The organism is Hyphomonas sp. CACIAM 19H1, from assembly GCF_003325995.1.
Taxonomy (GTDB): Bacteria; Pseudomonadota; Alphaproteobacteria; order Caulobacterales; family Hyphomonadaceae; genus Hyphomonas; species Hyphomonas polymorpha.
Genome location: NZ_CP016437.1, coordinates 2,155,536 through 2,167,742, shown reverse-complemented (window position 1 = coordinate 2,167,742; position 12,207 = coordinate 2,155,536). Strand labels below are relative to the sequence as shown.

15 protein-coding genes are annotated in these 12,207 nt (G+C 62.1%); 9 read left to right on the top strand and 6 right to left on the bottom strand.

From position 1 onward, the window contains the following. Positions 1 to 148: 148 nt before the first annotated feature. From BBF93_RS10175 to folK, 8 genes are all read left to right on the top strand, one after another. Entirely contained in the window at positions 149 to 544 is a 396-nt protein-coding gene (locus BBF93_RS10175) for a RidA family protein (protein WP_035596742.1), read from the top strand. 43 nt (positions 545 to 587) lie between these two features. Further along, entirely contained in the window at positions 588 to 1,337 is a 750-nt protein-coding gene (locus BBF93_RS10170; protein ID WP_035596745.1) for a TIGR00730 family Rossman fold protein, read from the top strand. A gap of 166 nt (positions 1,338 to 1,503) precedes the next feature. Continuing rightward, complete coding sequence (locus BBF93_RS10165; protein WP_114105822.1) at positions 1,504 to 2,859, top strand: anthranilate synthase component I family protein; 1,356 nt, start codon at positions 1,504 to 1,506, stop codon at positions 2,857 to 2,859. After that, positions 2,856 to 3,440, top strand: coding sequence for an aminodeoxychorismate/anthranilate synthase component II (locus tag BBF93_RS10160; protein ID WP_035596748.1), 585 nt, complete (start codon positions 2,856 to 2,858; stop codon positions 3,438 to 3,440). Before BBF93_RS10165 ends, BBF93_RS10160 begins: the two co-directional genes overlap by 4 nt. After that, positions 3,437 to 4,264 carry an aminotransferase class IV gene (locus tag BBF93_RS10155; protein WP_114105821.1) on the top strand — a complete coding sequence of 276 codons (828 nt, stop codon included), beginning with the start codon at positions 3,437 to 3,439 and terminating at the stop codon, positions 4,262 to 4,264. The genes BBF93_RS10160 and BBF93_RS10155 overlap by 4 nt, the downstream gene beginning before the upstream one ends. Then, positions 4,257 to 5,090 (top strand): dihydropteroate synthase, encoded by an 834-nt coding sequence (gene folP, locus BBF93_RS10150; RefSeq protein ID WP_114105820.1) that lies wholly within the window; start codon positions 4,257 to 4,259, stop codon positions 5,088 to 5,090. The genes BBF93_RS10155 and folP overlap by 8 nt, the downstream gene beginning before the upstream one ends. Next, on the top strand, positions 5,080 to 5,445 hold the full coding sequence (folB, locus tag BBF93_RS10145; protein WP_035596753.1) for a dihydroneopterin aldolase: 366 nt from the start codon (positions 5,080 to 5,082) through the stop codon (positions 5,443 to 5,445). The genes folP and folB overlap by 11 nt, the downstream gene beginning before the upstream one ends. Beyond that, a complete protein-coding gene (folK, locus tag BBF93_RS10140; RefSeq protein ID WP_114105819.1) occupies positions 5,438 to 5,944 on the top strand; it encodes a 2-amino-4-hydroxy-6-hydroxymethyldihydropteridine diphosphokinase in 507 nt (168 codons plus the stop codon). The genes folB and folK overlap by 8 nt, the downstream gene beginning before the upstream one ends. On the opposite strand, the gene BBF93_RS10135 is transcribed toward folK, so the two are convergent. Genes BBF93_RS10135 through BBF93_RS10125 form a run of 3 tightly spaced genes read right to left on the bottom strand, consistent with a single transcriptional unit; the run spans position 5,933 to position 8,258 of the window. Beyond that, the gene (locus BBF93_RS10135; protein ID WP_162786503.1) at positions 5,933 to 7,255 is read right to left on the bottom strand and encodes an ATP-binding protein; all 1,323 of its coding nucleotides are present in this window, start codon (positions 7,253 to 7,255) and stop codon (positions 5,933 to 5,935) included. The two genes, folK and BBF93_RS10135, sit on opposite strands and share 12 nt — an antisense overlap. Then, a complete protein-coding gene (locus BBF93_RS10130) occupies positions 7,252 to 7,914 on the bottom strand; it encodes a response regulator transcription factor (RefSeq protein ID WP_035596758.1) in 663 nt (220 codons plus the stop codon). The genes BBF93_RS10135 and BBF93_RS10130 overlap by 4 nt, the downstream gene beginning before the upstream one ends. Beyond that, the gene (locus tag BBF93_RS10125) at positions 7,914 to 8,258 is read right to left on the bottom strand and encodes a PepSY domain-containing protein (RefSeq protein ID WP_233349076.1); all 345 of its coding nucleotides are present in this window, start codon (positions 8,256 to 8,258) and stop codon (positions 7,914 to 7,916) included. The genes BBF93_RS10130 and BBF93_RS10125 overlap by 1 nt, the downstream gene beginning before the upstream one ends. A 171-nt stretch (positions 8,259 to 8,429) precedes the next feature. On the opposite strand from BBF93_RS10125, the gene BBF93_RS10120 reads away from it, so the two are divergent. Continuing rightward, entirely contained in the window at positions 8,430 to 8,777 is a 348-nt protein-coding gene (locus BBF93_RS10120; RefSeq protein WP_114105816.1) for a PepSY domain-containing protein, read from the top strand. Positions 8,778 to 8,786: 9 nt separating this feature from the next. On the opposite strand, the gene BBF93_RS10115 is transcribed toward BBF93_RS10120, so the two are convergent. The 3 genes from BBF93_RS10115 to BBF93_RS10105 all read right to left on the bottom strand — a co-directional run bounded on the left by BBF93_RS10115 (position 8,787) and on the right by BBF93_RS10105 (position 12,178). After that, on the bottom strand, positions 8,787 to 9,893 hold the full coding sequence (locus tag BBF93_RS10115) for a diguanylate cyclase (RefSeq protein WP_114105815.1): 1,107 nt from the start codon (positions 9,891 to 9,893) through the stop codon (positions 8,787 to 8,789). A 178-nt stretch (positions 9,894 to 10,071) separates the two neighbouring features. Beyond that, the gene (locus tag BBF93_RS10110) at positions 10,072 to 11,241 is read right to left on the bottom strand and encodes a histidinol-phosphate transaminase (RefSeq protein WP_035596766.1); all 1,170 of its coding nucleotides are present in this window, start codon (positions 11,239 to 11,241) and stop codon (positions 10,072 to 10,074) included. Continuing rightward, the gene (locus BBF93_RS10105) at positions 11,231 to 12,178 is read right to left on the bottom strand and encodes a sulfite exporter TauE/SafE family protein (protein WP_035596769.1); all 948 of its coding nucleotides are present in this window, start codon (positions 12,176 to 12,178) and stop codon (positions 11,231 to 11,233) included. Before BBF93_RS10105 ends, BBF93_RS10110 begins: the two co-directional genes overlap by 11 nt. Between the last annotated feature and the right edge of the window lie 29 nt (positions 12,179 to 12,207).

The following is a 12,207-nucleotide window of genomic DNA, read 5'->3' as shown; positions in this document are numbered from 1 at the left end:
GCTCGGCCATAAGGCTGTAAAAGTGCGCTGGCTCGGCGGGCGCTCAGCGCCGCCTTGTGACGAATTAGGGTCGCATTGCGCCCGATCGATCCTACATGCCGTTGACCAACGCCGCGACCAAGGCGCGCCTTCCTGAAAGGACAGCGACATGCCCCGAAACGAACCGGTATTTCCCAAGGACCGCCATGCCCTCTACGAACAGCACGGGTATTCGGCTGCGATCCGTTCCGGTGACCTGCTGTTTATCTCTGGCCAGGTAGGCAGCCGCCCGGACGGTTCCCCGGAGCCCGATTTCGCCAAACAGGTGCAATTGGCGTTCGATAATCTCCAGGCAGTGCTCGATGCGGCGGGCTGCAGTTTGAGCGACATTGTGGATGTCACCACCTTTCACACCGATCCTGAGGCCCAGTTCGGAACAGTGATGGAAGTCAAGAACCGCGTTTTCCCTCATGCGCCCTATCCGAACTGGACCGCTGTCGGGGTCACCTGGCTGTCAGGTTTCGACTTCGAGATCAAAGTGATTGCCCGCTGTCCTGAAGAATAGAATGCCCTAAAAAGGGGCCTTTAATTCCGGCAGGAGGGCTCGCATGGCCGAGGACAATTACAGCGATAACCCGGTCTACCGGCTGGCCGCGCTCGATCAGGATTTCGTGCTGGGCGATTCCATGCGCGGCGCGCGTTTCCTGATGGAATATAGCAAGGCCGAAGAGTTTCTCCGGCGCGAGCGCGTGCGCTCCACCATCGTCGCTTTCGGCTCGGCCCGTATCCGCGAAGATGGCGGCGAGTGGCAGTCGCGCATCTACAATGCGGCGCGCACCTTCGGACGCATCGCATCCGAGCGGGGCGGCGCTCTCTGTGATGGACGGCAGTGGCGCGACAATGTCATCGCCACGGGCGGCGGCCCCGGCGTTATGGAAGCGGCCAATCGCGGCGCGCGCGATGCCGGCGCCGTCACCATCGGCTTCAATATCCAGCTGCCGCACGAGCAGTTCCCCAACCCCTACATCACGCCCGACCTGAATTTCCAGTTCCACTATTTCGCCATGCGCAAGATGCATCTGGCCATGCGCGCCCGCGCGCTGGTGATCTTCCCTGGCGGCTTCGGCACGATGGACGAGCTATTCGAACTCCTCACTCTCAGCCAGACCGGCAAGGGCCATCATATGCCCATCGTGCTTTATGACCGGAATTTCTGGACACGGATCATCAATTTCGAGGCGTTCGCCGAGGCCGGCATGATCAGCCTGGACGATCTGAAGTTGTTCGAGTTCGCCGATGATCCGGAGGAGGCGTGGGATTGCCTCCTCCGTTGCGGCCTGGAAGTGCCGGACCGGTAACTTTGGGGTGGTTGCCACCGGCGGCTGCGCGTCGAGCTCGGCGCTTGCTCCCGCGAAGCTGGAAGCTGCGTAGAGGGCGCTTCAGGGGCTCAAATACCAAAGCTGCATCGCCAATCCGGCATATCTGCGTCTTTCCGCAGTTCCTTCGGCAGGCTAGATAAGCGCCATGCTGGCAGTCGCCCTATCGTCTTTTGATCCTGTTGCCGCCGCAATGGCTTTGCGGGGGGAAGATGGGTTCATCTGGTTCGACAGCGCCGCGCCCGAGCATCCGGGGACGAGGTATTCCTATATCTGCGTTTGGCCAGTGGATCGATTGCGGCTGGAGACATCTGCCGAGGCCGTCGAAAAACTGCGTGCCTGGATAGGCGCGCGCCCACTGGCCCGGGTCGAGGGCGGCGCGCCGTTTCAGGGCGGGGCTGCGGGATATTTGTCCTACGACTTTGCGCCCGCCTTCATCGACCGGTTCCGGTCTCGCCACAGCGCCAGCCCGTCGCCAGCGCTGGAGTTTGGCCTCTATGACACCGTCATCGCCTTCGATCATGGCGCCGGAATGGCCCATATTTATTCTGCTGGGTTGCAGGCAGCAGATACTGCGCCGGACGCAAAACGGGCGAAGGAGAAAATCAGACGCCTGAAGGAGCGGCTGGCTGCGCCGGTCTCGCCGCCGCCTCAGCCGGAAGCCCTCAACTGGACGCCGCACAGCGCGCCGGGCAGTTATCAGGCCGGTGTTGCGCGTGTCCGGGAATATATTCGCGAGGGGGATATCTATCAGGCCAATATTTCCGGCCTGTGGACAACCGGGCCGCTCTGCCGGGAGGCCGCGTTTGCGCATTACCTTCAGGGCCGCGCCCGCTCGCCTGCGCCTTTTTCCGCGTTCGGCGTGTTTGAAGGGAGGACCATCGCAAGTTTCTCGCCGGAGCGTCTGATCAGCGCCGATGGTGAGGGGCGGGTAAAGGCCGAACCCATCAAGGGCACCATCCGGCGCAGCGAAGATGTGACCGAAGACGCTGCCGCCCGCGCAGCGCTGCTCGCCTCGGAGAAGGACCGCGCCGAGAATGTGATGATCGTGGACCTGCTGCGCAACGATATTTCGCGGGTCTGCACCTCTGCCTCGGTTTCCGTTTCATCGCTCTGCCGGCTGGAGACCTTTGCAAATCTCCACCACCTTGTCTCGACGGTAGAGGGGAAACTGGCGCCGGGGCAGACGGCAGCAGACCTGCTGGCGGCCGTGTTTCCCGGCGGCTCCATCACCGGCGCGCCGAAGCTGCGCGCGATGGAGATTATTGATGAACTGGAACCGGCGGCGCGGGGCATTTTCTGCGGCTCCCTGGGTTGGATGGGGCATGATGGCGCGATGGATTTTTCCATCCTGATCCGGACGCTGGAAGTGTTGCCGGGGGAGGCACGGCTATGGGCGGGGGCGGGAATAACCCTTTTGTCTGATCCGGAGGCGGAGCATGCGGAAATTCGCCTGAAAGCAGAGCGGATTATCGGAGCGGCTAAGCCGGTGGAGGTATCATGATCCTTGTGCTGAACAATCGGGACAGCTTTGTCTTCAATCTGGCGCGCTATTTCCGTGAGCTTGGATGCGGGATTGAGGTAGTGGACAGTGACCGGATTACCGTTGCCGGAATCGCGGCAATGGCGCCGGAAGCCTTGGTCATCTCGCCGGGTCCGTGCACACCTGCAGAGGCGGGTGTTTCGCTGGAGGCGATCGGCGCGTTTGGTGGGCGCGTACCCATTCTCGGCGTCTGCCTCGGACATCAGGCGATCGCGGCGGCATATGGATGCCCTGTCACACGAGCGAAATCGCCCGCGCATGGCCGCCCGGCGCGCATCCGGCATAGCGGGTTGCGGTTGTTCGAAGGGCTGCCGCCGGCTTTTGATGTGGGGCTTTATCATTCTCTCATTGCCGAGGCGCCAGAGGCGGAAGGCAAGTTGATGGTCGATGCTATTTCGCCCTCCGGTGAAGTGATGGCTCTGTCGCATAGGGAATTGCCGGTCTATGGTATTCAGTTCCACCCTGAATCCATTCTCACTGAATACGGGCCCGAACTGCTGCAGAACTTTCTCAACATCGCCCGCGCCTGGAGGCAGACATGATCCGGCTGAACCAATCCGTCTCTGAGGCTGAGAATGTTCAGCCATTCGACCTGACAGATCGCGGTCTGCTGCTGGCGGATGGTGTGTTTGACACTTCGCGTGTCGTGGGTGGACGGATTATCCTGAAAAGACTGCACCTGGCGCGCCTCGCGGGAGATGCTGCGGCTCTTGGAATTGATGTTGCCCAAGAGCAATTGGAAGTTCTCGCCAACGACGTTGTTCCTGATGGTGCAAATGGCGCGCTGCGGCTGACGGTTACCCGCGGTCCCGGCGCGCGCGGATTGGGGAGAGAGACAGCCGGCGCGCCCACCCTGATGGCGCGCTTTTCGCCGATGGAGATGCTCTATCCAATGGCGCCGGTTCGTATTGGCGTCAGCACAATCCGGCGAAACCCGACCTCACCCACCGCTCGCCACAAGACTTTGTCCTATACGGATAATATCATGGCTCTGCGCGAGGCAGTGGCGGCCGGCGCGGATGAGGCGCTGATGCTCTCGCCGGAAGGGAAGATCGCGTGCGCGTCTGCGGCCAATGTGTTTGCACAGTTTGGCAATCGTCTGGTGACCCCGCCCGTTTCTGACGGCGCGATGCCGGGTATCGTGCGGGGCTGGCTGCTCAAAGAGGCGCTGGGCGCCGGGTTTGAAGCGGGCGAGGAAAGCCTGACGCCGCAACGCCTTGCAGAAGCAGACGGCATTTTCCTGACCAACAGCCTGCGGATATTCCAGCCTGTCAGCGCTTTTACGGGCCGCTCCTTTGATGCAGCTTTGCCGTCTGCGTTGATCGGGCTTGGCCAGACACTTCTGGAAGGAGGTTTCGATGATTGAGGCGGAACGCCGAGACCAGATTCTGGCGCGCGTGCGCGCTGAACCGGTGATCATGGGCATCCTGAATGTTACGCCAGACAGCTTTTCCGATGGCGGACGGCATAATACGCTCGGCGCGGCTGAGGTTCAGGCCATGCGGATGCTCGCCGAAGGCGCCGGCATTCTTGATATCGGCGGAGAGTCCACCCGGCCCGGCGCCGCGCCGGTATCTGCGGCGGAAGAGCTTGTCCGCGTCATCCCCATAATCCGGCATCTTGCCGCGCGCATCAGGGCGCCGATCTCCATCGACACGGTAAAAGCCTCCGTTGCGCGCGCGGCGGTCGAGGCCGGAGCGGTGATCATTAATGATGTCACCGGCATGACCGGCGATCCGGAAATGGCTGCAACCGTTGCGGAGACCGGCGCAGCTATCGTCATCACCTATCATCGCGGAACGGCCGACGACGCCGTGGACGCGGTGGCCGATATGCGCGCCTTCTTTGACCGGGCATTCAAGACGGCGGCGCGTCATGGCATCCTTGAGGAGCATATCTGGCTGGACCCTGGCGTGGGCTTTGCCAAGACGCCCCGGCAGAACCTTGAGGTGATTGCCGGGCTGGGCACGCTGGCGGCGTATGGCTGCCCTGTTCTGGTGGGGCTTTCCCGCAAGAGCTTTATCGGCCATGTCACTGGCAGGGCCGTAAATGATCGCCTTGCTGGCACGCTCACGGCTCATTTGATGGCGCTGCAGCGGGGCGCTCGCGTGCTGCGGGTTCATGATGTAGCTGAGCACACCGATATGTTGCGCCTGTATCAGGCGATCGAAGGGGCAGGGCATGAAGACTGAGATTATCATCCGCAATCTCCGCATCCACGGCTATCACGGCCTCAAGGAAGCAGAGAAGGCATTAGGCCAGATTTTCGAGGTCGATATTACCTGCGACATGCACACCGACGTGCCGCCGCGCGATGTGATGGAAGATACCGTCTGCTATGGCGAGATCTGTGATCTGGTTGCGAGCGTTTCTGAGACAGAAGTGTTCAATCTGATCGAAACGCTGGCGGAGCGGATTGCCGCGGCAATCTTTGCAAATTTCCCGCCCATCCAGAAAATCCGTGTCGAGATCCGCAAGCCCCGCGCGCCGATCCGCCATATCGTCAATCACGTCGGCATAGCCATAGAGCGGGAACGCCATGGCTGAAGCGGCGCTCGGTCTCGGTTCCAATCTTGGAGATCGCAAGGCGCATCTTTTGGGCGCCGTGCGGGCGCTGAAAGATTGGGACGGTATCCGGGTGGCGTCGGTGTCGTCTCTCTGGGAAACGCCGCCCTGGGGCATTGAGGACCAGCCGCATTTTCTCAATGCCTGCGTCCTGATCGACACGTCGCTTGCGCCCATGGAGGTGCTGGAGGCCTGCCTTGCCATCGAGCGGGACCATGGCCGTGAACGCAGCCTGCGCTGGGGGCCGCGCACGCTGGATGTGGATGTTCTGTATTATGATGATGTGGAGATGGCCGGGGACCGGCTGATCCTGCCGCATCCGCGTATGCTTCTGCGGAGTTTTGTGCTGGCACCCTTGGCCGAGATTGCGCCGGAGAAGGTGATTGGCGGCGCCACTATCCGCGAGAATCTCGCGCTTGCTGGTCTTGAGGCAGGTATGCGCCGCCTTGACCCGATGCCGGAAGATTTGTCACCAGACTAGCCGCGCCCGCAGCCCACCGAGGTCAGATGTGCCCAGGTCCAGCCGGCCGTCTGTCGCCTCAGCAAGATCGTTGGCGATGGCGAGGCCAAGGCCATGCCCACCGGGCCGTTCATCCGCGCGCTGGCCGCGCAGGATAACCCGCTCCCGGTTTGCCGTGCCGAGACCAGGGCCATCATCCTCGATCACCAGATCCCGGGGGCGGGCAGTAACGCGAACGACGGACGCGGCATAGCGGGCGGCATTCTCCAGCAGCGGCCCGGCCATTTCCATCAGCTGATCAGCCGATACCGGAAGTGTGATGCCGGGAGGGCAATCCATTTCAAACGCAACGCGCTCCCCGCGATCTGTGCGGGAGAGAACGGAGACGAGCCGCTCGATGACTGCCGCGGGGGCCGTTGGGCCCCGGTCAAGGCTGGCAGCGGTGCGCGCGCGGGCGAGTTCGCGGTCTACTGCATCGGAGGCGGCGAGGATTGACTGTTCCAGTCCGTCGGCCATGTCGCCCTGACCGGCCTCGCGCACGCCCCGGGCGACGGCACGCAGTGCGGAGAGAGGCGTCTTCAGGCCATGGGCAAGGTTTGCCGCGCGGTCGCGGGCGGCGCGAAGATCAGCCTCGCGCGCATCGGCCAGTTCGTTGATCTGGTCGACCAGAGGCGTCACCTCGGTTGCAAACCGGCCGGGAGAAAGCCGCGAGGCGGGAGAGGACTTCAGTTCACTGATGGATGACTGCACCGCCCGCAGCGGGAGAAGGCCAATCGTTACCTGGAACCAGGCTGCCAGGCTGAGCGTGGCCCAGAGCAGCGTCAGGAAGATTGCCAGTTCGCGGGCAAATTCCTGGCGCGCATCAATCAGGCTGGCGCGATCAGCCGCCACGATCAGGGTGACCGGTTCGGCGGATTCGTCTTCCTGGATTGTGCGGGCCACGCGGACAAGATCCTGGCCGAAGGGGCCGGCCGCTGTGCCCCTGTGCCAATCCGTTCCGTCCACACCCACGGGTACATCAAGGGCATTATCCCACAATGACCGGGAACGGATGATGTTGTCGCCGCGCGAGACCTGCCAGTAGAGGCCGCTGGCCGGCCGGTCAAAGCGCAGGTCGCTGGGCTGATATGTGTCTGCTGAGAAGCCCGCGGGAGAGAAGGTGAGCGCGCTGACGATGGCGCGGCCGTGGCGGATCAGGTCATCTTCGGTGTTGCGCCGGATATGGCTGTCGAAGAGCAGGACGAGTGTGAACCAGGAAATCAGCAGGGCAACCGCCACCGCCAACGCGCCGCCAGCCAGCAGGCGTAACCGGATGGACCGTAAAGGTTTCACGCGTCCGCTTCGATGACGTAGCCAAAGCCGCGCCGGGTGTTGATAACGCCGGGACCAAGTTTGCGGCGCAGGCGCGAGACGATGGCTTCGATGGCGTTGGTGTCGCCGGTATCTTCCATGCCATGGAGGTGTTCGGCGAGTTCACCCGCAGAGACGGTGCGGTTCATGTTGTGGACGAGATAGTCCACGAGGCGGAACTCCAGAGGCGTGACGCGAACGGGCTGGCCGGCATAGGCGATGGTCATGCGGCGGGTATCCACCATCAGGTCCCCGGCCTGAAGGACAGGCTGGGCCATGCCCGCGGCGCGGCGGATGAGGGCGCGCAGACGGACGATAAGCTCCGCCATTTCAAAGGGTTTGGGCAGGTAGTCATCGGCGCCGGCCTCGATGCCGTCGACGCGCTCCATCCAGCTGCCGCGGGCCGAGAGGATCAGGATGGGTGTGACCAAGCCGGCCGCGCGCCAGCGTTTCAAGACCGAAAGTCCGTCCATGCGGGGCAGGCCAAGGTCCAGGATGATGGCGTCATAGGATTCGGTATCCCCCTTGAACCAGGCGTCTTCGCCATCGCGGGCGAGATCCACGATAAAGCCGGCATCGCGCAACGCGGCGGAAATATCGTCTGAAATCAGGGGTTCATCTTCAACGAGAAGGACGCGCATCAGTCGTCTTCCTCGATTTCGAGTATGCGGCCAGTGCGGGCATCGACTTCCATTTCCAACACAATTCCCCTCCGGGTGAGGATTTCTATCTCATAGATGAGCTGGCCGTCATCATCGTCCAGTTCCAGTTCCAGAACTTCGCCGGGATAGCGCTGCAGGATGGAGCCGAGGATCACTTCCAGCGGCAGGATTTCCCCGCTTTTACGGGCATTCCAGACGATGTCCTGATCGCGGCTGTAACGGTCGTCATCATCATCGCCATCGTCCCAGTCCGCCAGGGCGGGCGCGGCAAGGGCCACCAGAAAGCAGGCAACCAGCAGCCATTTCAGGACAAATCGGGACAACACGGGGACAGACAACTCCATTGGACGGACATTTCCGGACACGTCCGGTCATATCCCGAACCCGCGCTGACAGAAACCTGACAGGAAGGGGCAGGCGCCTGTCAGCCAGCATTCGGCAAACCGAAGACAGAGCCGGAAAGCGCGGCCAATCCTTTGCGAGAGGACCATCCTATGAAAAGCACACCGTATGTTGTGGCCACCCTTGTTATGACGATGATTGCCGCCGGAACCATTGGCGCAGGCAAGAGTGCCGCGCAGACCGAAACCGGGGCTGAAGGCGGTATGATGCCGACGCCGGCCAGGTATGCCATCGGCCATTCCGCTGGCCTTGAGGAAGCGAGCCGGCAGCTGGCGGAGCAGGGGTTTGAAGTGATCGGCTATGAGGCGGAAGGCCGGCGCATTGAAGTGACCGGATTGACGGCGACAGGGCATTGCCTGGAGCTGAAATTCCACCCTTCCTCCGGCAAGGAAACAAGCCGCAAGCGCACCGACGATTGCAGCCCGCGCCGCGCCGAATGAGGACGGGTGTCAGGCTGCGCCGACGGCTCTGCGGGGGAGGGGGAGCGGAATGATCTGGGCCCCCTCCGGGCTGGCGGACATCAGCTCGGCCCGGTCGCGGCCCAGGCGTTTGGCGCGATAGAGCGCCTTGTCTGCCCGCTCCAGAGAGAGATTGATATCTGTCTCCCCCATCTCCGGCTGACTGATGCCCATACTGATGGTGATGTTGAAGCTGCCTTCGGCGCTCTTGAAGCTGAGGCCCCGGGCGGCCTCTCGCAGGCGGTTTGCCAGAAGGAGCGCAGCTTCAATACCAGTTTCGGGAAGGATAACGCCGAACTCCTCGCCGCCGAGACGGCCGAGCAGATCTGTGTCTCGGATGCTATCGGTCACCAGGCGCGAAAGGCGCACGATGACTTCATCGCCCGCTGCGTGACCGTGGATATCGTTGACCCGTTTGAAGTGATCAATATCGAACATTAGTACACTGATGGGATGGTTGTGACGATGCGCGCGTTGCACTTCACGCTCCGCGAAGCGGAAGAAGGCGCGACGGTTCAGCGTTTTTGTCAGTGGATCGGTGACGGCGAGATCGTAGAGCGCGCAGCGCTCCTCCTCGGCGTCTATCAGATCCTGCACGGCATAGCGCCCGGCGCTGCAGACGCAGATATCCTGGCTAACGATATGCGCCATGCTTTTAAGAAGCTCGAGCTGTTCGGGCGAGAGGGTTCGCGGCTGACTGTCGATGAGGCAAAGCGTGCCGAAGCGCTTGCCATCAGGATCGCTGAGTGGGGCGCCGGCAAAGAATACGACATTCGGGCTGCCTGTGACAGCGGGTTCGCGCGCGAAATAGGGCTCAAGCCGCGCATCGGTAACCGCGAAGGCTTCATCGGAAAGGTTTGCGGAGGCGCAGAATGTCTGCAGGCTGTCGAACTTGCCTTCGGAAACGCCGTGAGCGGCGCGATACCAGTTGCGATAGCGTTCGTTGAGGGCGGCGATCACGATGGGCGCGCCGAGCGCCAGGGAAGCCGCCCGTGCAATGTGATCCGCGTTGTGAACATCTTCACTTCTTAGAATCCGGTAGCGCTGAAGCACTTCGGATTTTTGCTGTTCAAAGCGTGGTGGTGGATAGCTGAGCACGGATAAAGCGTCCCCCCGGACATCTTGGTTACCGTCCCGTTATGCATACCCGTCCTTGAATTCCGGATATCCCGGACCGATCAAATTTGATCGATCCGGGTTATTCACGCACATTTCCGGACATGTGTTTCTTAAATTCTGCGGGCAAATCGTAAATCCGCCCGCAGGCGGGTGGCCTCTATGCGTTGACCATTCGGGGCAGGGCCTTACAGAAACGCTCCACATCTTCCAGCTTGCCGGTCGAAACGCGGCTCCAGGGCGTATAGTCCATGTACTGGCCGCGGATGGAAATCTGCTCGGCCGCCATGGCTTTCTGCAGGTCGTTGGCGGGCATACCGCTCTGGAAATAGACAAAGTTGGTCTGGGACTTCAGATAGGGCAAGCCGAGGGTATCGAGCGTGGTGGTGATCATTTCCCGGGCTTCGACAATCTTCGATTTGGAGCCGGCGATGAATGCCTCATCATTGTAGCAACCGATGGCGGCGGCGATGGACGTGCACGGGGTCCAGGACATCTGCGTGTAGCGGATCTTTGCGGCCGTTTCTGCCGAAGAGATGGTGTAGCCGACGCGGATACCCGCCATGCCGTAGATCTTCGAGAAGGTGCGCGTGACGATAACGTCCTTGCCTTCCTTGATCAGCGGAATGCAGGTCATTGAGGCTTCGTCATCCACAAGCTCAATATAGGCTTCGTCGACAACCACTGTGGTTTTTGCTGCCATGCTGGAGGCAGCAGCCCTAATGACCGAACCGGGCATGGCGATGCCGGTCGGGTTGTTCGGGTTGCACAGCTGCACCATGCCGGTTTCCGGCGTGATGGCCGCTTCCATGGCCGGCAGGTCCATGTTCATGTCTTCCGTAAGCGGAATACGTGTGATTTCTGCCAGGCCGAGCTTGGCGGCATAGAGCGCGGTCGTATCCCAGAAGAGACGCGGGGCCACGATGGGGCCTTTGGGGCCATAGATGAGGGCCAGCGCGCTGAGCGCTTCCCCTGAACCCGTGGTGATGACGATCTGCTCCGGCGAGACCCCGTGGCGTTCGGCAATCATGCCTGCCAGCGTCTTCGTGGCCTCTTCATTGGTGTAGTAAGCGCCTTTGCGGGCGGCTGCTTCGATCATCTTCAGAGCGGAGGGCGCCGGGCCGTAGGGATTTTCGTTGCGGGAGAGCAGCGCAAGGCCGGGTTCCGGGCCGAAGAGGCTGGCTTCTTTCGGCTCCGGCGGAAAGGCGCCGCGGGCCTCAGCGGCAGCCGAAGCCGTCGCTGAGGTGGTGGTTGCGCAGCCCGCGAGGCCGACGGCGGCCGCGCCGGCGCCAGCCGAAAACAGGTTACGGCGTGTGAGTCTATATCCCATGATCTTGCTCCAGATTTTGTACCGAAATGTCGGCGCTCATAGTGGACACCGCCGGAGCGGTTTCGACGTTAAACGGGGTGACGCTGCGCGGAGGCGGCGAGAAGGCAGAGACCAGCATGATGCTGGACGTGACGAGCAGGTAAAGACCCAGCGCCCGGCGCAGGTGGGTAGCGTTAAGATTGTGCGCTACGGCCACGCCCCACGGGGCGGTGATGACGCTCATCGATGTGATGGCGAGGGCGGCAATCACGTTGACATAGCCGAGCGACCCGAAAGGCAGTCCGGTCTGGCCGAAGCCGGCGATGATGCTGCCGATTGTTCCGGGTACGGCAATGATCGTTCCGAAGCCGGCAGCGGTGGCCACCGCGCGGTGCATCGGCTGGCCACTGAGGGTCATGATAAGGACGGCAGGCGTGCCTCCGCCAATGCCAAGCAGCGTGCAGTAACCGCCCAGCACGCTGCCGAGGCCACCGCGCATGAAGCCCTTCGGCATTTCCGTAGATACCGGGCCCCGGCGCGTGAGCACCGGAAACAGGAAGTGCCAGGACATGATGAAAACGCCGACGCCAAAGGTGACCTTGAGGGCATGGCCATCCAAGTATTGCGCGACTAGTAGGCCAAGCACCACGCCGATCACGACCCACGGGGTCCAGCTTCGCAATATCTCGAAATCGACGGCGCCGCGTTTTGCGTGCGCCTGGACCGAGCGCATCGAGGTGAAGATGATGGTGGCCAGCGATGTGCCGATGGCGACGTGCATTATCTTGTCGGGCGCAATTGCGTCCGACCCGGCGCTGAGAATGGTAAGCACCGAGGCGAGGGCGGGGACGACGACAAAGCCGCCCCCGATCCCGAACAATCCAGCCACGAACCCCGCCAGCGCCCCCGCCGCCAGCATCGCCGCAATGAAGAGAAGTGTTTCAGGCGTCAGGATCATAAGACAGAGATCCTTGATGGGAGAAGCAT